Raw genomic sequence first — 26,047 nt, forward strand, 5'->3', positions numbered from 1 at the left:
GAGACGGCCCATTCGGCCTGCACGGGGAGGTGGGAATCGGCCCGCGGCACCGGCTCCTCGTCGCGCCCGGTCACGACGCCACGCCCGGCCGCGACCGGATCTCGCCCATCACCGTGACTGATTCCAGTGGAGAGCTACCCGGGTCCGGACGGGCGTCGTAACGTCCAGACATGGCGGACTTCGAGCAGGTGGACATGCGTGGCTCGACCTTCCGCGACGTGTCACTGACAGGGTCGCGGCTCGAGGAGGTCGACCTGAGCGAGGTGTTCGTGCGCAACGCCGACCTGGGCGGATTCACCGCCCGCGGCGCCCTGCTGCGAGGCGTCGAGCTGGACGGTCTGATCGAGGGAGCCCTCCTGGTGAACGGCGTCGACGTCGCACCGCTGGTCGAGGCCGAGCTCGACCGGCGCTACCCGGATCGTCCGCTGATCCGCGACCAGTCCACCCCAGAGGCGTTCCGGACGGCCTGGGCCGCGATCGAGGCACGCTGGGAGGAGACCATCGGCCGCGCCCGGACGCTCCCGCCGCAGACCCTGCACGTCCGGGTGCGCGAGGAGTGGTCCTTCAGCGAGACCCTGCGTCACCTGCTGTTTGTGGTCGACGCCTGGCTCAAGCGCGCCGTCCTGCACGACCCCGCGCCGTACGACCCGTGGCTGATGACCTTCGCGGAGATGGGCGAGGTCGCCGGCGTCCCGGAGCCGCCGGACGTGGCCCCCTCGCTGGACGAACTGTGGAGCCGGCTGGCCGAGCGGATGACCTTGGTGTCGGAGACCTTCGCCGCTCTCACCCCCGACCAACTGGGCGGCAGTACGACGGTCACCGGCGACGGGTATCCCATGGCCGGGGAGTACCCCATGGTCCGCTGCCTCAGCGCGGTCACCCTCGAGTTCTGGGAACACCGCCTCATCGCCGAGCGCGATCTCACCGCCCTGAGCGGATCCACCCAGCACTGAGCGGGCCGCCGTCAACCGGATCGGCCACCTGCGCGTCTTCCTCGTGTCTGACCACCCGGCCCACCCGTCCGAGGAGCGATCATGCGAGGCAGACGCAGATGCCGCGCCGTGCTCGGGCTCGTCGCCGCGACGACCCTGCTGACGGCCTGCGGTTCCGGTACCGGCGGCGATGCAGGCCCCGCGCCGGGCCCAGTTTCAGGCCCCGCTTCAGGCTCCGCTCCAGGCGCAGATCCGGGCACGCGCAGCGCCGGTGCGACAACCGCCCCCACCTCCGGGTCGCCCCCCGCACGACGGACCGGGACACCGACACCCGTCGGAGCGGCCGGCGGGGAGCTCCCTCGGTTCTCGTCCGTCACCGCCGAGCAGTTCGCGCAGCAGAAGGGTGCCTGGGATCTCGTGCTGCGCGATGTCCGGGTCGGCAGGCACGACGGCTTCGACCGGGTGGTGGCCGAGTTCCGGGGCACCGGCGTCCCCGGCTGGGCCGCCCACTACGTAAGGACGCCACGAGCCGAGGGCAGTGGCGAGATCGTGGAGGTCCGCGGGGACGATGTCCTCGCGGTCAGCATCTCCGGTGTCACCTTCCGCCAGGCCTATCCCGACACCCCGGCGGATCTCTTCCGCGGCGTCCGGCACTTCTCACCCGAGCGAGGCGGAGCCATCGAGGACGTCAATGTCCTCGGGGTGTTCGAGGGGTACAGCCAACTGTTCCTCGGCGTCGACGGCGGCGCTGCCCCGTTCCGGGTCTTCGCCCTCACCCACCCCTCCCGCCTGATCGTCGACGTCGTCGATGTCGAGGACGAGTAGTCGGCGAACAACTCGGGCAGCACCGACCGCGGTCGTTCGACAAGAGTGTCTTGAGGACAGGTGGGTGACGCCCAGCCAGCGGCCGCCGCCTGCCTGGTACTCCTGACCGCATTCGGGATGCCGGCGCAGGCTGCCGCCGGCCGTGGGGAGAACCCGGGTCGCAATCGGGTGCTTAGGCTGGGAGAGTCGTCCCCCACCACGAACCGAGGTGCCCGCGTGCCCGCCAGCCGTTCCGCCCGACAGAGGAAGGCCAGCGCCGAAGCAGGAGCACTGGCAGTGGTCCGCATCGACGTGAGCCCCGACAACTCCTTTGCCTACAAGATCTCGTGCACGCAGTGTGAGGTCCCGCGCCCAGGGACCGGCACTCGCGCCTGGAGCACCCGCCGTCCCGGCGAGGACAACGGCTACATGGCCGCGATGGATCGATGGATCCTCCACCTCACCTCCAAGCACCCCGACGCCGCCGCCCCGTGCCTGAACTACCTGCCCGAAGCCCGCGAACGTCTCCAGAACCGACGCGACGCCCGGAGCTGAGAGCCTCGCCATGGTACTCGGCACCGCGGTAGGACCCGGCCGGACCCAGCGCGTCGGGCAGGATCACCCCGATCGCGGACTACCAGGTCCACCACGGCCGGGTCGTCGTACCGTTCGAGCTGGGTCGCGACGACACGACGGTGGTGGCACTCGCCACCGACCCGAGCGATCTCGGCTACGCCCGATCAGAGGTATCCCCCGTCGGGTGCGGCGCATCCACTTGGGGATCTAGGTGGATTGAACTGCGCTCGGCTGTGGCCTCCGATGCATCCGAGCCGGCGTGCACCTCCGTGCCGTGGACCTCTGGGGCAGCTTCAGGCGGCTGGGGCTTCGGTGCAGCTGGAGGCTCGGCCCCGTCTTGCGACGACAGCGCAGTAGAACTCAATGCCGAGCGTTGCTCGCGCGGCGGTTCGACTTCGTCGCGGAGCTTGGGTGGCGCTGCGGCCCATGCCTTCACGTTCTGGACGACTCCCTCGTAGAAGACGTCGAGCGCCTCGACGACGGAGTCGATGAAGGCCCCTCTACCGCGGCCACGCTTGGCTCCCATGGGCACGGACTGGGCGATGGTGAAGGACTTGAAGTCCCGGGTTGGATCCTGAATCAACACAGCGGGGTCGTCTCGGACGACGCTGAGCAGTTCGGCTGCTCCGGCTCCCCGTTGGTTGAGCACCGCGGCCTCGATCCGCAATGCTCCGGGGGCTTCCTTCAGCTGCCGAACTAGCCAGTTGACCCGCGTCGTGGGTCGACCGGTCTTCGGGGCGTCGACGACGAGTTCGCATGTCACCTTCGCGGCGCGGAGGTCTGCAGTGACCTTGATGTCACCGACCGTGTCCGGGATCCGAAGACTCCCGGACAGGGTGCCCGTGTCGACGAGCAACGTCTTCAGCGCCAGCGCGCGCAGCGACGGGTCTGATCGTTCCTTCCTGCTCAACTGGTGCGTCACGTCTGTGCCCAGGCGACGGCCCAGGTGGAGTGAGGCATAGCGCAGCAGTGCGTCGAACCGTGCAACGACTTCTGGGATCGTCTTGTCGTTCCCTCGGAGGGTGCCTTGGCCGACGGCCTCGCGCAGCGGGACCCAGTCGCCACCCATGTCGTCGAACTCGAGCGCACCCGACTTCGGGTGCTCTAGATAGCGGATCAGTTCGCCGAGGATCCATGCCTGGTCAGGGTCGGAGACTCCGCGGTGCTCCTTCTGGAGGACGGCGGTGCTGAGGATGTCCGCCCAGGACAGGTGATGCAGGGAGACCTTGCGGAGCTTCCGCTTGTCCACGTTCGTCGGGTGCTGCACTGGGCTGGGCGGGATCTCGTTCGAGATCGTCAACAAGGCGTCGAAACCCTGCTCCCGCGCGATGTCCAGATAGGCCTCGAGCTGGTCACCCGACAGCTCGTTCTTACCCGTCTTCACCTCCACCAGCGCCACCCACGAACGTGTGCCACGCGAGACCTTGATCAGGCCATCGGGTCGGAAGTCCCGCTCGCCGAGCTTGAATGGCACCTCGATAAAGGTCTCGACGTTGCCGGCCGGAGCACCTAGTGGCGCCAACGTCGAGCGGCTGAATTCCCGGACAGCGGCCAGAACCGCAAGGAGTGCCGAAGTTGCTCGCCGTTCCTGCTCCTCCGCCCCGGAGATCCCCGAAGTCGGGATAAGGCGAGCAGCGTGCCACGTTTCCTCCGCCATGTCCGCACGATACGGCGAGGCCCCGCCAAGTCTCACCACGTTCGCGGGAATCATCAAGCGATAAGCACCTGGCAGACGCGCATACAAGGGCGTCTGAGGGCCGGTATCGGAGGTCATCCTCGCGCTTGAGAACGAGGTGAAGCCGCGGTGGCGCGGAGATCGACGACAGGATCATCCGCGTAGCGTCGGGGACTCCGAGCCTCGTCGCGTTGGCGGCGAGCACGACGAGACCCGCGACGGTCGCCGCGATACGAAGAGCGACGCCGCTCCGGTCGCACCTGGCGTGCTCGTGGCATCGGTGGTGCTGTGGGGGGCGGCCATCGGGGCGGGACTCGTGGAATTCGGCGTCGCGATGAGCGATGCCCTCCGTAGCGGCGCCGGCGATGCCGGTCTTGTCGCACAGGCCGCAGTTCGATTGGCCATCTACGCCGTCGCGGCGCTATTGGTCCATCGACTCGCCGTCGGCCGTCGACACGCACGCCCGATGATCACCGCCCTGCTGAGCGTGATCGGACTGGCGGCGATGGTGGTCCCGGTCGCGGTCGAGCTGGCGGCGGGTGGCGGGTTCTATGCCACCGTCAGCGACGACAAGGGGGCGTTGTTCTTCGCGGCGCGAGGCACCCACGTCGCGGCGGTCGTGGCAGCGACCGTCCTGATGTACCAGCCGGCGGTGACCCGCTGGTTGGCCGCAACGGCCGAACATCGCCGTACGCCGCAGCGCGTGACGACCAGCACCTGAACCGCGAGCCCCAGCGCGGCCCGTGGTCTCACCACGCCCAACGCGGCGACGTGGCCCGCTCGTGTCGCAAACCCGGACACAGGACGGACGGAGAGCGCTCAGTCCCGCTCGCGCAGGACGTTCTTCTGCACCTTGCCGGTCGAGGTCTTGGGCAGGGCGCCGAAGACGATCTCGCGGGGGATCTTGAACCCCGCCAGTCGGCCACGGGCGAACTCGATCAGGCCCTCCACGGTCACCGAGGAGTCCGGGGCCACCTGGACGAACGCCACCGGGACCTCGCCCCAGGTGGGGTGGGGGCGGCCGACCACGGCGGCCTCGTTGACCTCCGGGTGCTCGGTCAGGGCGCGCTCGACCTCCACCGAGGAGATGTTCTCGCCGCCGGAGATGATCACGTCCTTGATCCGGTCGCGGATCTCGACATAGCCGTCGGGATGCATGACTCCCACATCGCCGGTGCGGAACCAGCCGTCCGCGGTCGTGGCCCGCGCGGTGGCAGCGGGGTCGCGGTAGTAGCCGAGCATCACGGTGTTGCCCCGGAGGATGATCTCACCGCTGTGCGCTCCGTCCGCCACGACGTCCGCACCGTCGGCGTCGACGACGCGCACCCGGTGGCCGGAGATGTTGGTGACCCCCTGGCGGGCGATCAGGGCGGCACGCCTCGCGAGCGGTTCGGTGCTCCACTCCGGCTTCGGGATGCAGACCACCGCAGGGCCGAAGGTCTCGGTGAGACCGTAGAGATGCTCGACGCTGATGCCGACCGCATCGAGCTTGGCGATCAGGGCGGGCCACGGCGGGGCACCGCCCGCGAAGACCCGCACCTCCGTCTCCAGCGGCAGCTCGAGGGGTACGGCGGACTGCTCGGCGAGCAGCATCGCGAGCACGGTGGGCGCCGCACAGAAATGCGTGACCCCCTCGGCCATCGCCTGCCAGATCGCGGTGGGGTCGATCCTGCGCAGACAGCGGTGGGTGGCACCGGCAGCGGTGACCGCCCACGGGAAGCACCAGCCGTTGGTGTGGAACATCGGCAGCGTCCACAGGTAGACCGATCCCACCGCCAGTCGGGCGTGGTAGGCCATCGCCAGTGCTTGGAGATAGGCGCCGCGATGGTGGTACATCACGCCCTTGGGGTCGCCGGTGGTGCCGCTGGTGTAGTTGATGCTCAGCAGGCCGCGCTCATCGGTGACGGGCACCGCGAGCGGCTCCCGGCCGGCCAGCGACGCCTCGTGTTCGACATCGGTGATCACGAGCGGCTCGGAGCGGGCGAGGGCGACGGCGTTCGCGGCGAGCTCGGTGAGTTCGCTGTCCACCAGCAGCACGGTCGCGCCACTGTGATCGAGGATGTGGGCCACCTCGACGGCGGCGAGCCGGGTGTTGAGGGCGACCAGCACGGCACCGCACAGGGGCACGCTGTAGTGGGCCTCCAGGAGCAGATGGCTGTTCGGCGCCAGGACCGCCACCCGGTCACCGGGACTCACCCCTCGATCCGCGAGCAGCCGGGCCGACTGCCCGGCCCGGGTGTGGAACTCGGCGTAGGTGCAGGTGAAGTCGCCGTCGAGGATGGCGGTGCGATCGCCGAAGACCTCGGCCGCACGGCGCAGGAAGCCCACCGGCGTCAGCTCCTCGAAGGCAGCGGCCATCGGTGCGCTCGGCTCGTGCTCCATCGACTCCTCCATCGGCTGCCAGTGCTCCCATCGGGCGGGGTGGGGTCGGCCCGTCCGACTCCTCCCGACCCACTGTCCCGCATCGGCACCCTCAGGCCGGCACCTCGCGCGGAGCACGGGCGGCGGCGTCGCCGCCGATCTTCACCTTCATCCGCCGAGTGATCGGCCCGATCTCGCGACCGCGCAGACGCGCCCTCGCCTCGCGATAGGGCGGGAGGTCGCGAATGGCGGGCGGCAGCGCGCGGGTGGCCCTGAGCATCCGGAGGACACGTCGGTAGTGCGCCCGGGTCGCGTCGCTCTCCTCCGGCAGCTCCAGGATCTCCCGGACCCGCTCGGGCAGGCAGAGGCTGTTGAAGGCGAGCAGGCGTTCGCGTGAGCGCTCCGGGATCCGGGTCGCCAGGAACGCCATCACCCGCCGACTCGCGTCCGACGGCGCGAGCTGCCCGTTGGTGAGCATGTCGGCGACGTACGCCTCGAAGTCCGCGTACGTCGCAGGCAGCCGGTCACTCGGGATGCCGAAACAGAGGGCATAGCGCTTGGTCTCCTGCCAGAACCGGTCGCGCTCGGCGGGCGTCAGCGGCTGCACCACACGCTCGTACATCCCCAGCCGGGCGTACCACGAGGCGCCGTGCACCCAGACCAGCGCGTTCAGCTCGTTGGCGGCGTACGCCGTGGGGCGGGCGAACTCGCCGCTGTCGGCGTGCACCTCGCCCTCGACCCGGGTGTGCAGCGAGTGGACGGCGCGGCTCACCCGGACCACGGTCGGCAGGTCGGCGAAGACCACGGAGGTGAGCATGTTGTAGGTCTTGCGAGCACGCATCCGCGGGTCGGTGAACAGGGTCGAGTGCTCGGCCACCCCCTGTGCGATCCACGGATGGGCCACGTCGAGGAAGGCCGCCTGCGAGGTCGCCAGCAGGTACGGCACCGTACGCCGGTTGACCTCCCACATCAGCGAGTCCGGTCCGAAGAGGCCCACCTTCGGGTCGTCGACCGAGGCGCGGATCTCCTCGATGCAGGCGCGGAAGTCGTCGCGACCCACCGGGACCGGACCGAACATGAGGCTCCTCCTGGGGTGACCAGCACGACATCGGCTGTTCTACCGCCTGCCGAGCCCACGATCCAGCAGTGATCTCAAAGCCGGCTTCCCCGTCTTCGCACCGGACGCCTCCCCGGCGCGGGTTTCACGCCACCGCGGCGGCCGCACCAGGCATCGGCCGCGGCACACAGGCGCAGGTGTCACTGCACGGCAGGAAGGTGTGCAACGCGTGCCCGCAGTGGGGGCAGGGCAGGTCGTGCGACATGTGCTCGGTGCTGATCTGAACGGTGTCCCACATGGCGGCCTCCTCGGTTGCTCTCCCTTACTAGGAGGTCGCGCGAAACCCACCGGACATCGACACACAGCGATCATCGATTTTGGGGTGTCCCGGGGGCTTGGGTCACGCCGCGCGGATCACTCCTCCCCGCGGCGTGGCCCCTGGGTGGTCGCCTCGCCGGGCGGGCTCGCGGCGGTGCTGCTGGCCCGACGCCGCGTGCTGTAACGGCCAACGGCAGCAGGTTTGGTCGGAGGCGGAGTCCTCAGCCGAGCGCGGCCTCCAGGAGTCGTCGCAACACACCGAGCTGGGCCCGCATGTGGGTGGGCGATCCCGTCGAGCGGCAGAGCAGGAACGCACCCTCGAAGGTGACGAAGACATGGTCGGCCAGGACGGCCGGGTCGCCGAGGTCGACACCGCGGGCCGAGGTCGCCGCCTCGAGCAGCGCCGCGATCTCGGCACGCCAGGCCTCGATCGCGGCGGTGATGAGCTCGGCGGTGCCGAGCCCGATCAGCTGCTGCTCGGTCAGGACCGAGATGTAGAGGCAGCTGCTCTGCTCCGCCATCAGTTCGTCGCCGCGCTCCTCGAAGAACCGCACGAACGCGATCAGCCGGTCGACCGGGTCGTGGATCGCCGAGGTGGCCTCGAGCGCCTCGTGCAACTGCGCGATGTCGCCGGCGGCGTACCTCTCCGTGATGGCTCGGGCGAGGTCGCTCTTGGAGTCGAAGTGGTGGAAGAACGCGCCCTTGGAGGTGCCGGCCGCGGCGAGGACCCGGTCGACGGAGGTGGCCGCGAAGCCGTACTCGATCACCAGGCCGGTGGCGACGTCGAGGATGCGCTCGCGGTTGGGGGCCCCATTTCTCGGCATGATCCCTTGATACCAGACTGAACGGTCTGCTAAAACAGACTGATCAGTCTGTTTCCGTGATCGGAGTCACCATGCACACCATCGACAGCGTCCTCCCGGCGGCCGGCTACGTCAGCGACGGTGGTCTGGAGACCGACCTGATCTTCAACCGCGGGCAGGAGCTGCCCGAGTTCGCATCGTTCCCGCTCGTCGAGAGCGAGCAGGGGCGCGCGCTGCTGCGCGACTACTACGACGGGTACGCCGACGTGGCTCGTCGCGCCGGGGCCGCACTGACCCTGGAGTCGCCGACCTGGCGGGCCAATCCCGACTGGGGAGCCAGGGTCGGGTACGACGCCGCTTCCCTGGACCGGGTCAACCGGGCGGCGGTCGCCTTCCTGCACGGCCTGCGCACCGACTGGGGTGATCTCGACGTCCGGATCATCGGTGTGGTCGGGCCACGCGGGGACGGCTACGTCGCCGGGGCAGCGCCCGACCCCGACGAGGCCGCGGGCTATCACCGCCCCCAGATCGCAGCACTGGCCTCCGCCGGAGCCGACCTGGTCGCCGCCTACACCCTGACCGGCGCCGAGGAGGCGATCGGAGTGGTCCGCGCTGCCCGCGGCGTCCAGGTGCCCGTGCTGGTCGGGTTCACCGTCGAGACGGACGGCACGCTCCCCGACGGGTCCACCCTGCGGGAGGCCGTGGCGGCCGTCGACGCGGTCGACCCACCGGAGGGCTTCATCCTCAACTGCGCCCACCCGATCCACATCGCACCCGCCCTCGCGGAGGGTGGAGACTGGTGCGCCCGGATCGTCGGGGTCAGCCCCAACGCCTCCACCCTCAGCCACGCCGAGCTCGACGCAGCCGAGGAGCTGGACGCCGGCGATCTCGGCCTGCTGCACAGCTCCTATGACGCCCTCCGACCCCACCTGCCCTCACTCCGCGTCGTCGGCGGCTGCTGCGGCACCGATGATCGACACGTCGCCGCACTGTGGGCGGCGTGAGCCGCGCCGGCCTACCCAAGTTGGCTCATCCGGGCCCCCACCCCCTGGGCGCTCGGACGCCGACCGGCGCATACTCGACTTACTCGGGCGACCTCCGCTGCCATGCACCTGGGGCGCCGCCCGAAAGCTGTCGCACGGCGAGACGACCCGATCTTCGGGCCGCCCCGGAGGATCACCTCCCGAGACGGGAGTGCAGGGGAGCCAGAGGAGGACGACATGTCCGACGAGTCCGCAGGCCGATTCCGGTCCTCGATCGTCGGGGACCTCAACCTGCCCGACGGCGGGGAGCACGACGGCCCGACCGGCCCCGGCCCGGATCCTGAGGCGCGGGTGCCGATGCTGGTCGAGTTGAACGTGCTCTACCCCGGTGGCCTCGACGCCGTCCGGAGCGCCTTCTACGACCTGTGGCACGGATTCGCCGACCTCTCGGGCGGCTCCTACCCCCGGCAGCCGAGCACCACCGAGCCCGCGATCCCCGCAGGGCTGGCCCTGGTCGGCCCCAAGCTGTATCAGTGCGTGCTCTCCCGACGCACCCTGCGCCACATGGTCGACCGCGACCAGGCCCGCGCCCGCGATGAGGACCGCCCCCCGGCGATCTTCCGGGTGTGGCCCGACTACCAGCTCGAGCAGCAGATCGACCGCTCCGCCCCGACCGTCAAGGCGGACGCCGCGTGGGCGTCGTACGGCGCCCGCGGCCGGGGGATCGTCTGGGCGGTGGTGGACAGCGGCCTGGACGGGTCGCATCCGCACTTCTCCCGGCTCGAGGTCGCCGCGGAGGCAGCCGGTGCTCCGCCGGCGGACGGTTTGACCGCCAATCTGCACCGGGACTTCACCTATCTGGTCCAGCTGGGCGACGAAGGACCACCGGACCCGTCACCGGTGCAGCCCGGGCCCGCTGTCCCCCGGCCCACCGCACTGATCGACGACAGCGGACACGGCACCCACGTGGCCGGGATCATCGCGGGTCGGGCGCCCGACGGCAGCACACCGGCGGTGGCCGTCTCCAAGGAACAGGGGGACGGCGGGTTCGTGACCCGCCAGCGCGTCGGCACCCTCTCCGGGATGGCTCCGGAGTGCGAGCTCGTCAGCATCAAGGTGATGCGCCTCGACCCGCGCGGCAACTTCGTGACCTCCTCGGCCGCGGTCATCCGCGCCCTGAACTATCTGCGCAACGAGGTCAACGTCGACCCGGCGGTGCTGCGCGTGCACGGGGTCAATCTGAGCCTCGGCTGCGAGTGGAGCCCGAGGGATTACGCCTCGGGCCAGTCGCCCCTGTGTCAGGCGGTCAACCAGCTCGTCGCCGCCGGCGTCGTCGTGGTGGTCTCGGCAGGCAACCTCGGCGCCCGCTCCTCGGCCGGTGACACGGTGAGCACCTCCGCGGCCCTGGGATCGATCACCGAGCCCGCCCACGCCGAGGACTGCATCGCGGTCGGGTCGACGCACCGCGATGCGCCGTACTCGTTCGGGGTGACCTGGACCTCCAGCAAGGGCCCCACCCTGGACGGCCGGATGAAGCCCGACGTGATCGCGCCGGGCGAGTGGATCACCTCGGCGGCCACTGGCCGGATCCGGGCACAGGCAGGGCTGCCGGCGGGGCCCGAGCCGGGGTCGGCGACCTGCCCACCCTGCTACGCCGAGCAGTCGGGCACCTCGATGGCCGCACCGCACGTCTCCGGCGTGATCGCGGCCTTCCTCTCCGCCCGGCCGGAGTTCATCGGCCGCCCGCGCCGGGTCAAGCAGCTGCTGATGGACAACGCCACCGACCTGGGCCGCGAGCGTTACGCACAGGGCGCCGGGCTGGTGGACCTGATGAGGATGCTGTCGAACGTCTGAGGGGGAGATCATGGACGCACTGGTGACCGGGGAACCCTGCTGGGAGCTGGTCTTCGACGAGCACGGCCGGCTCCTCGGGCCGGACCGGGAAGAGCTGGTCACGCAGGTGGCCGGCTCCGGTGTCGCGGACCTCTTCGTCCTCAGTCACGGCTGGAACCAGGACGCCGCCGCGGCCCGCCGCCTGTACGACGACCTCTTCCCGCTCGTCCTGGAGGCCTGCGGCGGGGTCGGCACCCTCGGCCCCGTCGGGTTCGCCGGCGTTCTGTGGCCCTCGGTGTGGTTCCCCGAGACACCCGCTCACGTGCCGGCACCGGGGGGCTCGGGCCAGTCCTCCGCGGGAGCAGCGACCGAAGCGGCCTCCGGCGCCCATGTGCTCTCCGGTGCCGAGATCGCCGACTCGCTGCTGCCCTCCTTCACCGACGCGGGCGAACAGCAGGCGGTCCGCGAGATCGGGGCCCTCATCGACCGGGGGCAGGAGATGCTCCGGGCTGGCGTCGCCACCGAGGCGGAGGAGGAGCAGTTGATCCGTGACCTCCACGCCGTGGCGCGATCGTTGGCCCCGGCCGCATCGGAGGTGGCGGTCGAGGACGCCGGCGAGAGCGCGCTGTTCGCGGCCGGCTCGCCCACGGTGGCCTATCAGGGCTTGGCCGAGGTCTTCGGCTCCACCCCGCAGGTGGCCTCCGTCCAGGGGGTCGGCGACTGGTTCGGCAAGGCACTGGACGGCTCCAAGGACATGGTCCGGGTGCTGTCCTTCACGATCATGAAGGCCCGCGCCGGCACGGTCGGCGCAACCGGCCTCGGGCCCCTGTTGGTGGATCTCGCGGGCGGTTCTCCGCACCTGCGGGTGCATCTGGTCGGCCACAGCTTCGGCGCCCGCCTGGTCTCCTTCGCCCTCTCGACGGTGGGCACCCCCGAGTCGAGTCCGGTCTGCTCCCTGACCCTCCTTCAGGGCGCCTTCTCGCACTTCGCCTTCTCCACCGCCGAGGACAACCCCTTCGGCAAGGCCGGCGCCCTGCACGAATACGCCGACCGCGTCCACGGCCCACTGGTGGCCACCTACAGTCCCCACGACTACGCGGTCGGCCGGTGGTATCCGAAGGCGTCCTTCCTCTCCCGCGACGACACCCAGGACACCTCCGACGCCTCCCGCTGGGACGGTCTGGGCGGTGACGGCTTCCGGGCGGTCGAGCCCCTCGAGAGATTCGCTCTGCTGGCGCAGGAGCCCACCCCGTTCGCGCTCGCGCCCGGCACCTTCTACCGGGTCGACGCGGAAACGGTCATCAACAATGTGGAGCAGTCCGCCTTCTCCGGTGCGCACTCCGACATCCGCAAGGTCCCCGTCGCCCGACTGGTCGCCGCGGCCGCCGGCGCGCATGCTCGGCCCCCGAGCGATTGACCTCTCCTCCACCGGGGGCCCCGGACGGTCTCCGCGCGGGGTCGACCGGGGCGGTGTCAGTCCGGGGGCGCGTCCTGCTGTCCACTCCGGTGGCGCCTGCCGATCGTCTTCGCCTAGGCTTGACCAGGCCGGCTGGACTGATCTACCGGGTGGGAGGTGCGGGCCACATGCACGGCTTCCGCGGCTGCGGGCACGACCGGCCGGTCCAGACCCGTGACCCAGCCGAGTCCCTGGTCGGCGCGCTGTGACCGAGGGACGCATCGCCGGGCTGACGGCGATCCTGATCACCTCCTGTCTGTGGGGTACGACGGGCACGGCCGCGACGTTCGCGCCCGCCGCCGGGCCGCTGGCCATCGGCGCGGCCGCGCTCGGGATCGGCGGTCTGCTCCAGGCCGCGGTCGCCGTACCCGCGCTGCGGGACTCCCGCGCCGCGCTGAGGGATCACCTGCCGCTCATCGTGGTGGGTGCGGTGTCGGTCGCGGTGTACCCGCTGGCCTTCTACAGCTCGATGCATCTGGCCGGGGTCGCGGTCGGATCGGTGGTCTCGCTCGCCTCCGCGCCGTTGGCCTCGGCGGTGCTCGAACGGTTCGTCGACCGGCGCGCATCCGGACTCGGCCGTCGGTGGGCGTTGGCCGCCGGTCTCGGTGTGGTCGGCAGCGTGCTGCTCTGCGCCTCCACGTTCGAGGGTTCGGCCGCCTCGCCGGGCTCCACCATCGCCGGGGTCGCCCTCGGCCTGGCAGCGGGAAGCACCTACGCCACCTACTCCTGGGCCGTGCAGGGCCTGATCGGCCGCGGCCTGGGCCGGGCCGCGTCGATGGGCGCGGTCTTCGGTGGTGGCGGCGCGCTGCTGCTGCCGGTCCTGTTCCTCACCGGTGCGCCGCTGGTGGCCTCTCCCGAGGCCTTCCTGGTCGCGGCCTACATGGCCCTGATCCCGATGTTCCTCGGCTACCTGCTCTTCGGCTTCGGCCTGACCCGGGTCCCGGCGAGTACGGCGACCACGCTCACCCTCACCGAGCCGGCGGTCGCCGCCGTCCTCGCGGTCCTGATCGTCGGGGAACGCCTTGCCCCCCTCGGCTGGGTCGGCCTGGCGATCCTCGGCGTGGTCCTCGTCGTGCTCGCCACCGCGCCCGCGGGCAGGGCCGTTCCGGCCGTCCTACCGGCCCGGGCGGGCAGCGCCGGAACTGCCGGCGAACCCGCTTCCGCCGTACCCGAGTCCTGACCCCTGCGCGTCCGGGCCGAGCCCCTCACGGCAATCCCGCAGGCGTCTCAGCCGATATCCGCCCCGTTGAGTCTGGCGAGCAGTTCCCGCCGGCTGTGCAGGCGCGGACGGCGGGGTCAGTTGCCGCCGTACCCCGCCTCCCGTGCCTTCACGATGGCCTCCGCCCGGCCGCTGGCGTGGAGCTTGGCGTAGATGCCGGAGACGGCGTTGCGGACGGTCTTGTTCGACACGTAGAGCCGGCCGGCGATGTCGTCGTTGCTGCGGCCCTCGGCGATCAGCTCGAGCACCGTGCGCTCGCGCTCGGTGAGCTCGCCGAACGGTTCCTCCCGGGGGGCGGGTACGGCGACGGCGCCGGCGAAGAAGGCAGCCACCCGCCCCGCCAGCGCGGCCCCGAAGACCATCCCGCCCTCGGCGGCGGCCCGGATCGCGTGCTCCACCTCGAGGGCACCGGACCCCTTGAGCAGGTAGCCCCTGGCGCCGGCCCGGATGGCGCTGAGGATGGTCTCGTCGTCCTCGTTCATGGTGAGCATCACCACCCGCAGCTCGGGGCGCCGGCCGACCAGGAACCGGGTCGCCTCGATCCCGTCCAGCTCCGGCATCGCGATGTCCATCACGACGACATCGGGATGCGCCTCGCCGACCACGTGCAGTGCCTCCCGGCCGTCGGCGGCGCTGCCCACGACCCGGATCCCGGGCAGTGCGGCGAGCAGCGCGGCCAGCCCCTCCCGCACGATCTGGTGGTCGTCGACGACGACCACGGTGATCTCCGGTTCCGCGCTCGGCGGTCCGACGCTCATGCTGGGCTCCTCGCTCCGTGTGCGGTCCCGGTTGCCTCTTCGGTCCCGGCTGGTCCTGCCGTCCCGGCCGCCTCCGGTGTCCCACTGGCCAGCGGCAGCCGCGCCCGGACCCGGGTGCCGCCACCCGGGCAGTCGATCTCCACCTCGCCACCGAGCTCGGCGGCACGCTCGTGCAGGCTGAGCAGTCCGACCCCGATCTCCCTGTCGGCGGGGATGCCGGTCCCGTCGTCGGCCACCGTGAGGAGGAGGGCGCCCTCCCTCACCTCCAGGCTCAGTTCGGCCCGGTCGGTCCCGGCGTGCCGCGCGACGTTGGTCAGTGCCTCACCGGCGATCCGGAAGGCCGCCACCTCGACGGCCGCGGGCAGCGCCAGATCCTCCCCTTCCAGCCGAGTGTCGAGCACCAGCCCGAGGGCATCGGCCTGCTGCCGGAGCGCGCCGACCAACCCACGGTCGTCCAGGGCCGGCGGCCGCAGGTCGTGCACCAGCCGGCGTACGTCGCCCACGATCGCCTGTGCCTGGGCGCTGATCGTCGCCAGCTGCGCCGAGGCCCCGTCGGGGTCCTCGGCGATCCGCATCCGCGCGGCCTCGAGGCCGAACACCATCCCGCTCAGGGCCGGCCCCAACCCGTCGTGCAGGTCGCGGCGGATCCGGCGGCGTTCCTCCTCCCGTGCGGTGACCAGCCGATGGCGACTCTCCTGGACCTCCTCGGCGAGCCGACTCGTGCGGGCCGCGGCGACCGCCTGTCGGACCAGGTCGCCGACCAGTGCCTCGTCCCGCGGACCGAGCCTGCTGCGCAGGCCGCGGGCGGGGAGCACCAGGACCCCGACCGTGCTGCCGCGGTAGGTGATCGGCAGGGTGCGCACCGCGGCCGGCCGCTCGCCGTGACTGGTCACCATCCTCTCCCCGCCACCGTGATCGACCTCGAGGCTGACGAACCGTACGCCGAACGCGGCGACCACCGCCCGGACGGCGGCGGCCAACTGTTCGGCCGGGTCGTCGGTGTTCTCCAGGGTGGCGGCCAGGCCCGCGACGACGTCGTAGCGGCCGCTGCGCCGACCGAGCATCGCGCGTCGTACGGCCAGGGAGAGACGGTGGCGCAGCGGTCCGTAGAGGAGAACCGCCACGACCAGGACGACGGTGACCACCTGGGCCTGACTGAGGGTGTCGTCCAGGGCGAGGGTGAGGAGCGCGAGGACGGCGACGTCCGCGATCACGAGGGCGGCGAGGATGGCGGCCAGCACGATGGTGCGGCCCAGCAGGTCCTGCACCGACACGAGGGTCGGGCGCACGATCGCCACCGTCATCGCGGCCGGGGGCAGCACGGTGATCAGCAGCAGGGTCAGGTAGTCGCTGTGCGGCACCTCGATGACGAGGCTCAGCGGGAACGTCGCCAGCAGCACCACGGCGCTCCAGGCCAGCCACCTCATCTGGTCGCGGGCGCCGCCCTCGCTGCGCCGGTGGCGCACCACGACGGTGACCAGGGCGAAGGCCAGGCACGTCACCATGGTCGCCAGGGCGACCTGGACGAGCGGGTCGACGATGCCGCCCAGCGCGTCGATCGAGGTGGGATCCGGGTCGACGCCGGCGGGCAGATCCTCCTCGATCCGCCCCTCGGACGGGATGACCAGGAAGGTCAGGGCGCCTGTGACCATCAGCCCCAGCGCGGTCCAGCAGGCCGTGGTCCAGCGGCCGGGGAGGAACCGACCGGTGGGGAAGACCATCAGCAGGATCGCGCTGACCACGGTCAGGTAGGCCCCGAACCGGTTCAGGAACCACAGCGCCAGGGTCATGCCCGGCCAGGCGTCGTGCTCGGTGAGACCGGCCTGGATATAGCTCTGGGCGAGCCCGTCCAGCGCCCAGAACAGCCCGAAGCCGGCCAGCAGCCAGCCGAAGACCTGGCGGCGGTCGTAGAGCAGGATGATGCCGGCGAGCACGCCCAGCAGGGCGCCGATCAGCGCCCACGGCCACCCGTCGCCGCCGGCGATCCGGACCCCCGGCCCCGACGCCGGGGCGAGCGTGTCGATCCAGGCGGCCACCGGCACGGTCAGCACGCACAGGACCGGCAGCGAGAGTACGGCGGCGGTCCTGATCGGGTCCCGGCGCCGGCGCTCGACATGCACCGCCACATGATGCCGCCGGCCCGGCCCCAACGGGGCCGGACCGGCGAACTTGCCCAGTATCGGGTGCATCCCGGCCGCTCAGTCGCGGGCGGTTCCGCGGAAGGCCCGGTCGCCCAGCAGGAAGCCGAGGGCGACCACGATCAGGCCGATCGGTGCGGTCATGCCCGCCATGTACTGCAGCGGCGAGATGCCCAGCAGCAGGGTGATCCCGCCACCGATCAGGCCGACCAGACCGAGCCAGCGGGTGACCGAACCACTCCGGGAGAGCGCGAACAGCGCCAGTCCGGAGAGGCCGAGCAGCCCCCAGCACCACGGGATGGTGCCGATCCAGTGGTTGTAGAAGACCACGCTCTCCGCGACCGCCTCATCGGTGCCGGCACCGAACACGAACTCGGTGTCCAGGCCGGTGCCGAGGAGGAGCACGAAGGAGGTGGCGAACACCCCGAGCGCAGCCAGTGCCGGTGCCAGACTCTCGACCGGGGCCGTGGCCCGAAGTCGTCGGTAGAGGCCGGCCCCGAAGACCAGCAGTAGGACGGCGGTGATCATCCCCAGCACGTGGAAGGTGACGATCTGCGGTGCCATCCCGCCGAGCGCCTCGCTGATCTTGGCCGGATCGGCGTCCAGCGCGGGGTCGTAGACGGCGTCCACGCTCATCGAGGTGACGACGGTGCCGACCCCGGTCAGCCCGGCAAGCAGCCCGGCCAGGGCCCAGGCCCGCGGCCGGCGCCGTACGTCGGGCGGAGCCTCGGTCGAGGTCGTCCGGGTGGCAACGTCGGTCCGGGCGACGTGGGAGTTGGTGGTGTCTGCAGTCATCGCGGTGTCCTTCCTCGGGTGTCGGTGCGATGACCTGACGGTGCCGGGCCCGGTGTCCCGGCAGCGAGGGACAACGGGGCAGGGTCGGCGCCCCGGGGCGGGACACGGATGTCCCACCCTGTCCCGGCGTGATCGGCCCGAAGGCTCAGTGGGTGGAGGGCTCCGTCTCGACCTCGCGACGGTCCTGGGCCCACCTGGTGTGGAAGGTGCCCTCCTTGTCGGTCCGGCGATAGGTGTGGGCCCCGAAGAAGTCGCGCTGTCCCTGGATCAGGGCCGCGGGCAACCGCTCGGAGGCCAGCGAGTCGAAGTAGGACAGTGCGGAGGAGAAGCCCGGAGCGGGTACGCCGGAGGCGGCCGCGAGCGCGACGATGCGGCGCCAGGCCGCCTCGCCGTGGGCGACGGCGTCCGCGAAGTAGGGGTCGACCAGCAGGGACTCGAGCTCCGGGTCGTTCTGGTACGCATCCACGATCCGGTTCAGGAACTGGGCCCGGATGATGCAGCCGGCCCGCCAGATCCGGGCGATCGCGCCCAGGTCGACGTCCCAGCCGTACTCGCGTGCCCCGGCCACGATCAGGTCGAATCCCTGGGCGTAGGCGACCACCTTGGAGGCATACAGAGCGGCCCGGACGTCGTCCTCGAAGCCCTCGGGCGTCTCGACCGGGTCCGGGCGGCGTCGGAGGACCCGCTGTACGGCGGCGCGCTGGGTGGGCTTGCTGGAGACCGCCCGGGCGAAGACCGCCTCGCCGATGCCGGAGACCGGCACCCCCAGCCCGAGGGCGTTCTGCACCGTCCACACGCCGGTGCCCTTGGACCCCGCCTCGTCCAGGATGACGTCGACCAGTGGCCGGCCGGTGTCGGCGTCGCGCTGCGCGAGCACTTCGGCGGTGATCTCGATCAGGTAGGACTGCAGGTCGCCCTCGTTCCACGACCGGAAGAGCTCGACCAGGTCCTCCACCCGATGCCCGCCGACCCGGCGGAGCAGGTCATAGGCCTCGGCGATCAGTTGCATGTCGGCGTACTCGATGCCGTTGTGCACCATCTTCACGAAGTGGCCGGCACCGTCGGTGCCGATGTGGGTCACGCAGGGCTCGCCCTCGGCCACGGCGGCGATGCTCCGCAGGATCGGCTCGAGGGTCGCCCACGCCTCGGCCGACCCGCCGGGCATGATCGAGGGTCCGCGCAGCGCCCCCTCCTCGCCACCGGAGATCCCGGCTCCGACGAAGTTGAGCCCGCGCTCGCGCAGGTCCCGCTCCCGGCGGATGGTGTCGTGGAAGTTGGCGTTGCCGCCGTCGACGATGATGTCGCCCGCCTCGAACCGCTCGGCCAACTGCTCGATCACCGCGTCGGTGCCCTTGCCCGCCTGCACCATGATGATCGCCGTCCGCGGCGTGCTGAGCGAGGAGACGAACTCGTCGATCGACTCCGCCGCGACGAAGCCCAGGTCGCCGTGCTCGGCGATCAGCTCCTGGGTGCGGGCCTGGGTGCGGTTGTAGACCGCCACCGTGTTGCCCTCCCGGGAGGCGAGGTTGCGCGCCAGGTTCGACCCCATCACCGCCAGCCCGATCACCCCGATGTTCGCCACACCGCCGGTCTCGCTCGGGTTGTCCGTCATCTACAGGTCCTCTCACTCCGGTGTCTGCCCGTGTGACGCGCCGCTCCGGGATACCGACCACCGCGGGCGAACGACACGCCGCCTTGTCGGTCCAGTCAAGGGGATCAGCCCTCCGGAGGGAAGGCCGGCGTCGAGCACCAGCTCCGCGACGGCTTTCGGTCGGGTCGGTCGGGTCGGTCGGCGCGACGCGTCGCCAGCCGGCACCCGGCTTCCGCCGGTCGGGTGTTGGTGGGAAGGTCTGTGCATGCCCACGATCTCGAAGCCGGCATCCTCCGCTGCGTCCCGACCCCGGAACACACTCCGTGCACGGTGGCAGTTCGCGGGCCCCGCAGCCATCGGCACAACCGTCGCTGGTCGGCCGCGGCACCCGGACCACCGGGCGCCCTCCGTCGTCGCACCGTAGCCCACTCCCCGCCGGCGCCGCGGACCGCGGGGCGATGCACCAGCCAGCCACCGACACCCGGGCCTCCGGCCCCGAGCACGGAAGGACACCGTCGTGACCGACGACGCCTCCACTGGCGCACCGACCGGCCCGACCCCGAACGACCCGAGCCGGAGCGAGTCGGCCGATCAGGGATCGGCTGGCAAGGACTCGCCCCGGAAGGGACCGAGATTCGGCCGGCCCACCCGCCAGGACGCCGTCTCGGGGTTCGTGACCGGGCTGTTCTCCATCCCCGAGGGCATGGCCTACGCCAGCATCGGTGGGTTCGCGGCACCGCTGGGGCTGTGGTCGGGCGTGGTGCCGACCATCATCGGGTCGGTCTTCGCCCGGACCGTGCTGATGGTCACCACCCTGACCAGCGCCATCGCCCTGTCATCCCAGAGCGTGCTCTCCCAGGCGGGTCTGGATCCTGGCGATCTCGGGGCGGTGGCCACCCTGACCGTGCTGGTCGGCGTCGTGATGGTCGCGATGGCCCTGCTGAGGCTCGGCTCGGTGATGTCCTTCGTGTCCACCGCGGTCATGACCGGGTTCACCACGGGCATCGCCCTACAGATCATCACCGGGGTGATCGGGGACGCGACGGGCTACGACCCGACCCCGCACAACACCTTGGCGAAGGTCATCGACGCCTTCGCCCACATCGGGGACTGGCAGACCGCGACCGTGCTGATCTCGCTCGCCACGGTCGTCGTCTGGGCCTGTTTCAAGATGATCCGTCGGCTCGAGTCCTTCGCCATCCTGATCGCACTGGTCCTGGTCACCGTGCCGTGCGTGTTCATCGGGCCCCACGTCGAACTGGTCGAGGACATCGCCGAGATCCCGCGCTCGCTGCCGCCCTTCTCGCTCCCCGATCTCTCCGCGGTCGCAGACCTGGCTCCCGGGGCGGTCGCGATCGCCCTGGTCGCGCTCGCCCAGGCGACCGGCATCGGCGCCGCGGTCGCCAACCCCGATGGATCGCGGCCCAACGCCACCGTCGACTTCCGCGCGCAGGGTCTGGCCAACATCGCCGGTGGGTTCTTCTCCGCGCTGCCCACCGGAGGGTCGCTGTCCCGCACCGGAGTGGGCACCAGCGCCGGCGCGCAGACGCGATGGTCCGGCATCTTCGCCGGCGTCTGGCTCGCCCTGATCGTCCTGGCCGTCGGACCCTGGGCGGGTCAGATCCCGATGGCCGTGATCGGCGGCCTGCTGCTGGTGATCGGCGGGGAACTCATCACCGGCCGGTTCTCCGACATCCTGCTCGTGCTCCGCACCTCGGCGTTCTCCGCAGCGGCCATGATCATCACCTTCCTGGCCACCACCGCCCTGCCGCTCCAGGATGCGATCTTCCTCGGCGCCGGGATCGCCATCCTGACCTACGCCGTCTCGGCGTCCCGCCGCGGTCGGATCGTCGAACTGAGCCCCGACGGTGCCGGCAACTGGGTCCTGGGCGATCCGCCGGCGGTGCTCCCGAGCGGCCGCACCACCGTCCTGCACTACGTCGGCGGCGGCTTCTTCGCCGAGATCAACCGGCTCGAGGACGAGTGGCCCGACGCCAGCGAGACCGTCGACGCCTCCGTGGTCCTCTCCCTCCGCGGCTCCGCCGGCATCCCCTCCGCGACCTTCCTCAAGGCCTTCGAACAGGCCGCACACAGACTGGGCGAGCGCAATGTCCGGTTCGTCCTCTGCGGCGTACCACCACAGCTGCGCGACCTGCTCAGCAGGGCCGGCACCCTGGCCGTGCTGGGCGAGGAGAACGTCGTCCTCGAGACCCCGGTCCTGGGCGACTCGCTCAACCGCGCCTACGCGATCGCGGAGCGGGCACGCACCGGCGGCGACCGCTGACCCGTCAGTCGCCCGAGTCTTGGCAGGGTCGGACGACGGCAGCAGGGCCCGCCGACGCCGGCAGCGTCAACGGGCCCTGCGTCAGGAGCTCGGGGTCACGACCTCGAGCTCACCAGCTCGGAATCAGAGGAGCCGGCCGCAGTTCGGCCAGGGCGACCGGCCGCGGGAGGCGTAGAGCTTCTTCGCGCGGTAGGTCTGCTCGCCGCGGGAGGCGTTGTGGGGCATGCCCTTGCCGCCGACGCTGTGCCAGGTGCCCACGCTGAACTGGTAGAGGCCGTAGTAGCCGGCGGAGTTGACCGCCCGCGGGTTGCCGCCCGACTCGCAGCGCGCGAGGGCACCCCAGTTGAGGTTGTTGGTGCCGGGCACCGAGCCCGCCTTCCGGCCGACGTGGACCACCCGAGCGTGGGGCTTCCGCACCCAGCGCTTGCGGACGTCGCGGTCGACGCGGTGGCCGTTGCGCCACTCCAGGCGGACCCGGGCCTGACGGACGCCGGCGCGCCCGCGGTCGACGACCTTGCGCTTGCCGGCCGGGAGCGAGGACACCTTGCGGATCACCGTGCGCGGCTTCACCCGGTTGCGGTGGGTCCGCACCCTGACCGTGACGACGTTGACCTTGACCCGGTCACCGGAACGCAGTGCCTTGTGCTTCGCCGAGGTGACCTCACGGCCCCCACGGAAGATCTGTACGGAGTCATTGTGGTCGAGCCCGATGTGCTCCTGGGCGAGCAGCCCGGTCGCGAAGCCCGCCCGGGTGGCCTCGCGGCGTACCGGCTTCCCCCCGACCTTCAACAGCACGGTCTTCGGCGCCGCGGCGGAGCCGGCCTTGCCGGCCGAGGAGGCGACTGGGGCGGCGTCGGCCGGCCCCACTCCGATGCCGGCGAGCACAGCACCGGCCAGGACCACACAAGCGCCGCCTCGCACGGCGCGGGTGACGGAACGCATGGACATGCGTCTTCCCTTCACTCAACAAGTTCGCCCGGCAGCGAACCACCAGGTCAGGACATGGACCGCCCGCGGGGCCGCACCGGCGTCCGCGCCGCACCAGCCCCAGGGCACGTGCCACCACCCGGGCCGCACCCTCGGCGCGGCGGCGGCGTCGCACCGGTCGATGGCCCTCGGGGCCCGCCTCGGTGCGGTGCACGTCGGCATCGACGGTAGGTGATCTCCGGAGACACCCCGAATCCTCCGGCCCCCACATCACGCCGATTCCGCGGTCTCGCCGCGGGAACCTGGCTGGAGTTCCCCGGATTCCGATGAGCCTTCTCACATTTTCAGCCGGCGCAACCGTCTTGGGTCCGCTGCGGGTGGCCCAGATTCCCGCCGACCGGCCCGGTGAGTCTTCGGCCCTCGACCGAGAACCTCCCGCGGTGAGCGGCACCGATCCGTTCGGGTGCTTCGGGCTGGCCCGGTCCGATCGGGTCGAAGGGGATCGGAGACCGGGTCCTTTACCACCTCGCATCCCGGATCCATCCACCGCCCCCTCGGTAAAGACCGAGCCCCGGATCCACGGCCACGTTGTGAGGTCACTCATACGCGTACGGCGATTCACGCGGGGAGTCGCGCTTGACAGCGAGGCTCACTTTGGTTAAGCCCAGGTCGGTCTGCCTATGGTTCCGGCGGTCGCGCAGAAGCGACCGGTCGATCCCGGAGACGCCGAGTCTTGTCCCCTCCGGGTATCGGCTCCCGATGTAGCCAGCGACACCACATGGGACAAGAGCGGGGGAACCAATCTTCGCGGCCTTCCGAGGCCGCTCGGGGTGAAGCCCACACATCGTGGGCCGGGCAACCTTTCTGCCCGAATCCGACAGCTCACCTCGCAGGCGTGGGGAGGAACACCACGCATGCCCAACCCATCACGCCGCTTTGCCATGCCCACCGCGGTTCGGATCGGCCTGGCCGGCTTCGCCACCTCCGGCGTCCTGCTCTCGGTCGTCGGTCTGCCCGGAGCGACACCCGCCGCCCAAGCCGCCGAACCGGACGCCGTCGCCGACGTCCGCCCATTGCCGCAGATCCCCGGGGTCGACCTGGAGGAGTCCACCGCCCCGGCCCGGACCCGGGTCGGCCCGCCGATCGTCCGACTGAAGCGTGGGGGCGGCCTGGATGTGGCCGCTGTGCCCGCACGCGCCGCTGCCGGCAAGTCCGTGGGAGCGGCCGGCTCGCGCGCTCGTACGGCTCGGGTCAAGCGACTGGCCAAGCGCCCGGCCCAGCGCCCGACGGTCCAGATGGATGCCCGCACGCTGAGCAAGGCGATGGGTGGCACCGTGTCGCTGCACCGCTACCAGGAGCTGGTGCCCGCGTTCAACAAGGCCCTCGCCGCCGCCCACGCCAACACCGTGCGACGGGTCGCCATGTTCACCGCCCAGGTCGGCCACGAGTCGGTGGGGCTGAAGTACATGGAGGAGATCGCCTCCGGCGCGGACTACAACGGCCGTGTCGACCTGGGCAACACCCATCCCGGCGACGGGGAGCGGTTCAAGGGCCGTGGCCCGATCCAGGTCACCGGGCGACACAACTACCGCGAGGTCAGCCGGTGGGCCTACCGCCAGGGCCTCGTTCCCACGCGTGACTACTTCGTCGAGCATCCCGGTCGGTTGGCCTCGGACCGCCAGGGGTTCAAGGGCGTGGTCTGGTACTGGACCCAGGCCCGTGACATGAACTCCTACGCCGATGACAAGGACATCGTCGGCGCGACCGAGGCCGTCAACGGTGGCACCAATGGCCTCGAGGACCGCGTCGCCCGGTGGCACCGCGCCCTGGACATGGGCGACGAACTGCTCGGGAAGGACCAGGGCAAGCACGCCGGCAGGGCCCACAAGAAGGCTCACAAGAAGGCCCACGTGAAGGCCCACAAGAAGGCGCATCTGAAGGCACGCGCGAAGGGCAACAACAAGCGGTCCTGATCCGTCGGATCGGGACGGCACGCCCCCGGCCGGGTCGGTCTGCGGCCGCCACGGCTGCCCGGCCGGCCTCGGGGACGCCGAACCAGACGGGTGGGAGCGCGCGGGCCCGCGCTCCGGGCCATTGCCCGAATGCGTGCGATCGCTTAGGTTCTGCTGGTGTGATCCTGGCCACTCGGTGGCCGTGCCGGGACCGACCCTCACGCCGAAAGGGACCCGATGACCATCACCACGCCCGAGCTCCACCGACGCACCTCGGCCCAGAAGATCGACCTGCCGCAGATCTACGGCAGCATCGACTTCGACACCCTGCCGTTCCGGTTCACCACCGACCTCGACGTTCCGGCGCAGATGCGGCCGGAGCTGGAGTCGATGCGCGCCCGGCTGCTGGCCAACGAGGAGCTCGTCGCCCGCATCGCCGGCTACACGATGCTCGGCGACCGCTACGGCGACGCCTATGCGGCGCTGATGGGTGAGCGCGGCTTCAAGCCGCTGGTCGACATGCTGGTCCAGGCCTGCGACCACGGTCTCGCCTCGGTCGAGGACGCGCCGCAGGAACTCGTCGACCTGATCCACGACATGGAGCACGTGCCCGCGTGGATCGACCTGGGTCTGGTACGCCGGGGAGCCGAGCTGGACCGGTTGGAGTCGGCGTTCATCCTCCCCTTCGTGATCCGCGGTGCCCTGCTCGGCACGTTCATGAACACCTACGCCGCGCTGCCGATGGCGATCACCGGTGCACTCTCGGAGCGTACGGCGGGCAAGCGGGCCAACGAGACCGCCGCCTTCTTCATCTCCTCGGTGCTGCCCGGCGCACTCGAGCGGGACGGTGCCGCCTTCAGATCCGCGGCGATGGTGCGGCTCATGCACTCGATGGTCCGCTTCAACATCATGAAGCGCAGCAAGTGGGACAGCAGCGTGTACGGCGTCCCGATCCCGCAGGCGGACCAGATGCCGGCCGGTTTCATGCCGGCCTTCCTGCTGGCGGTGAAGGCGCTGCAGGAGGAGCGGCCCTTCACCGAGGACGAGCGCGCCCGGGTCGAGTTCTCCCGCTACCGCTGCTACCTCCTCGGCGTCCCTGAGGACCTGCTCCCCACCGAGCCGCGGGCCATCCTGGAGACGATGGCGACCCGAAGCGCCACCCTGCGCCAGGACTTCGACGACGACACCTGCGGTCGGCTGGTGCGCGCCACCATGAGCGCCGAGATCGAGCGGGACCAGAGCCGGATGACCCGGTTCCGGACGCCGTTCGAACGAAGCGCGTCCAAGATCTTCCTGGTCAAGAACTATCTCGACGGCGAGGAGGCCAGGGCCGAGGCGATGGGCGTGCCGATCACCCGCGCCGACAGGCTCCGGGCCGCGGTGACCTTCGGCTACATCGCCGCCCGCGTGATCCCGTTCGGATGGGCCCGGCGGGTCCCTGGGCTCCGCGTGCTCGCGGATCGGCAGATGGTCCGCACGGTGGAGAAGGTGCTTCGGCGCTACAGCGGCGCCGAGTTCGAGACCGACGCGTCGTCGTACGCACATCACGGCACGAAGGCGGGCTGAGACCGGCACCAACCGACCG

At 71.1% G+C, this 26,047-nt stretch carries 21 protein-coding genes and 1 riboswitch; of the genes, 11 read left to right on the forward strand and 10 right to left on the reverse strand.

Features of this window, described 5'->3' with window-relative positions:
* The first annotated feature begins 170 nt into the window (after window positions 1-170).
* The 3 genes from G515_RS0109375 (at window position 171) to G515_RS0109385 (ending at window position 2,291) form a co-directional block, all read left to right on the forward strand.
* Complete coding sequence (locus G515_RS0109375; protein ID WP_028659938.1) at window positions 171-953, forward strand: DinB family protein; 783 nt, start codon at window positions 171-173, stop codon at window positions 951-953.
* Between the two features lie 396 nt (window positions 954-1,349).
* Complete coding sequence (locus G515_RS20525; protein WP_051218096.1) at window positions 1,350-1,757, forward strand: AMIN-like domain-containing (lipo)protein; 408 nt, start codon at window positions 1,350-1,352, stop codon at window positions 1,755-1,757.
* A gap of 216 nt (window positions 1,758-1,973) precedes the next feature.
* Window positions 1,974-2,291, forward strand: coding sequence for a hypothetical protein (locus G515_RS0109385; RefSeq protein ID WP_028659939.1), 318 nt, complete (start codon window positions 1,974-1,976; stop codon window positions 2,289-2,291).
* 175 nt (window positions 2,292-2,466) lie between these two features.
* On the opposite strand, the gene G515_RS20530 is transcribed toward G515_RS0109385, so the two are convergent.
* Entirely contained in the window at window positions 2,467-3,969 is a 1,503-nt protein-coding gene (locus tag G515_RS20530) for a hypothetical protein (RefSeq protein WP_211220993.1), read from the reverse strand.
* Between the two features lie 484 nt (window positions 3,970-4,453).
* Between G515_RS20530 and G515_RS23315 the strand changes: the two genes are divergently transcribed.
* Entirely contained in the window at window positions 4,454-4,708 is a 255-nt protein-coding gene (locus G515_RS23315; protein WP_157571060.1) for a hypothetical protein, read from the forward strand.
* Window positions 4,709-4,806: 98 nt separating this feature from the next.
* Here G515_RS23315 and G515_RS0109400 read toward each other — a convergent pair whose 3' ends face one another.
* The 4 genes from G515_RS0109400 to G515_RS22660 all read right to left on the reverse strand — a co-directional run bounded on the left by G515_RS0109400 (window position 4,807) and on the right by G515_RS22660 (window position 8,547).
* Complete coding sequence (locus G515_RS0109400) at window positions 4,807-6,369, reverse strand: AMP-binding protein (RefSeq protein WP_245565318.1); 1,563 nt, start codon at window positions 6,367-6,369, stop codon at window positions 4,807-4,809.
* Between the two features lie 91 nt (window positions 6,370-6,460).
* Complete coding sequence (locus G515_RS0109405; RefSeq protein WP_028659942.1) at window positions 6,461-7,426, reverse strand: oxygenase MpaB family protein; 966 nt, start codon at window positions 7,424-7,426, stop codon at window positions 6,461-6,463.
* Between the two features lie 124 nt (window positions 7,427-7,550).
* A complete protein-coding gene (locus G515_RS23485; RefSeq protein ID WP_169570530.1) occupies window positions 7,551-7,703 on the reverse strand; it encodes a hypothetical protein in 153 nt (50 codons plus the stop codon).
* Window positions 7,704-7,944: 241 nt separating this feature from the next.
* Window positions 7,945-8,547: a TetR/AcrR family transcriptional regulator gene (locus G515_RS22660; RefSeq protein ID WP_051218098.1), complete on the reverse strand. Its 603-nt coding sequence runs from the start codon at window positions 8,545-8,547 to the stop codon at window positions 7,945-7,947.
* A 56-nt stretch (window positions 8,548-8,603) separates the two neighbouring features.
* Between G515_RS22660 and G515_RS0109420 the strand changes: the two genes are divergently transcribed.
* From G515_RS0109420 to G515_RS0109440, 4 genes are all read left to right on the forward strand, one after another.
* Window positions 8,604-9,530, forward strand: coding sequence for a homocysteine S-methyltransferase family protein (locus G515_RS0109420; protein ID WP_211220994.1), 927 nt, complete (start codon window positions 8,604-8,606; stop codon window positions 9,528-9,530).
* 216 nt (window positions 9,531-9,746) lie between these two features.
* On the forward strand, window positions 9,747-11,363 hold the full coding sequence (locus G515_RS0109425) for a S8 family peptidase (RefSeq protein WP_028659944.1): 1,617 nt from the start codon (window positions 9,747-9,749) through the stop codon (window positions 11,361-11,363).
* A gap of 10 nt (window positions 11,364-11,373) precedes the next feature.
* Window positions 11,374-12,759, forward strand: coding sequence for a hypothetical protein (locus G515_RS0109430; protein ID WP_028659945.1), 1,386 nt, complete (start codon window positions 11,374-11,376; stop codon window positions 12,757-12,759).
* A 244-nt stretch (window positions 12,760-13,003) separates the two neighbouring features.
* The gene (locus G515_RS0109440) at window positions 13,004-13,978 is read left to right on the forward strand and encodes a DMT family transporter (RefSeq protein ID WP_028659946.1); all 975 of its coding nucleotides are present in this window, start codon (window positions 13,004-13,006) and stop codon (window positions 13,976-13,978) included.
* A gap of 116 nt (window positions 13,979-14,094) precedes the next feature.
* Here the strand turns inward: G515_RS0109440 and G515_RS0109445 are convergent, their stop codons facing one another.
* The 4 genes from G515_RS0109445 to gndA all read right to left on the reverse strand — a co-directional run bounded on the left by G515_RS0109445 (window position 14,095) and on the right by gndA (window position 19,320).
* Window positions 14,095-14,775 carry a response regulator transcription factor gene (locus tag G515_RS0109445; RefSeq protein ID WP_028659947.1) on the reverse strand — a complete coding sequence of 227 codons (681 nt, stop codon included), beginning with the start codon at window positions 14,773-14,775 and terminating at the stop codon, window positions 14,095-14,097.
* On the reverse strand, window positions 14,772-16,895 hold the full coding sequence (locus G515_RS20540; RefSeq protein ID WP_169570533.1) for a sensor histidine kinase: 2,124 nt from the start codon (window positions 16,893-16,895) through the stop codon (window positions 14,772-14,774). The genes G515_RS0109445 and G515_RS20540 overlap by 4 nt, the downstream gene beginning before the upstream one ends.
* A gap of 78 nt (window positions 16,896-16,973) precedes the next feature.
* A complete protein-coding gene (locus G515_RS20545; RefSeq protein ID WP_051218102.1) occupies window positions 16,974-17,708 on the reverse strand; it encodes a hypothetical protein in 735 nt (244 codons plus the stop codon).
* A 145-nt stretch (window positions 17,709-17,853) separates the two neighbouring features.
* A complete protein-coding gene (gene gndA / locus G515_RS0109460) occupies window positions 17,854-19,320 on the reverse strand; it encodes an NADP-dependent phosphogluconate dehydrogenase (protein WP_028659948.1) in 1,467 nt (488 codons plus the stop codon).
* A 496-nt stretch (window positions 19,321-19,816) separates the two neighbouring features.
* Between gndA and G515_RS20550 the strand changes: the two genes are divergently transcribed.
* The gene (locus tag G515_RS20550) at window positions 19,817-21,583 is read left to right on the forward strand and encodes a SulP family inorganic anion transporter (protein ID WP_084653383.1); all 1,767 of its coding nucleotides are present in this window, start codon (window positions 19,817-19,819) and stop codon (window positions 21,581-21,583) included.
* Between the two features lie 123 nt (window positions 21,584-21,706).
* Here the strand turns inward: G515_RS20550 and G515_RS23785 are convergent, their stop codons facing one another.
* The gene (locus G515_RS23785) at window positions 21,707-22,531 is read right to left on the reverse strand and encodes a resuscitation-promoting factor (protein ID WP_051218104.1); all 825 of its coding nucleotides are present in this window, start codon (window positions 22,529-22,531) and stop codon (window positions 21,707-21,709) included.
* Window positions 22,532-23,272: 741 nt separating this feature from the next.
* A riboswitch (cyclic di-AMP (ydaO/yuaA leader) is annotated at window positions 23,273-23,418 on the forward strand.
* A gap of 6 nt (window positions 23,419-23,424) precedes the next feature.
* Between G515_RS23785 and G515_RS22670 the strand changes: the two genes are divergently transcribed.
* Window positions 23,425-24,483: a glycoside hydrolase family 19 protein gene (locus G515_RS22670; protein WP_157571061.1), complete on the forward strand. Its 1,059-nt coding sequence runs from the start codon at window positions 23,425-23,427 to the stop codon at window positions 24,481-24,483.
* Window positions 24,484-24,699: 216 nt separating this feature from the next.
* Window positions 24,700-26,028 carry an oxygenase MpaB family protein gene (locus G515_RS0109480; protein ID WP_028659949.1) on the forward strand — a complete coding sequence of 443 codons (1,329 nt, stop codon included), beginning with the start codon at window positions 24,700-24,702 and terminating at the stop codon, window positions 26,026-26,028.
* Window positions 26,029-26,047 lie beyond the last annotated feature (19 nt).

The organism is Nocardioides insulae DSM 17944, from assembly GCF_000422825.1.
GTDB classification, from domain to species: Bacteria; Actinomycetota; Actinomycetes; order Propionibacteriales; family Nocardioidaceae; genus Nocardioides; species Nocardioides insulae.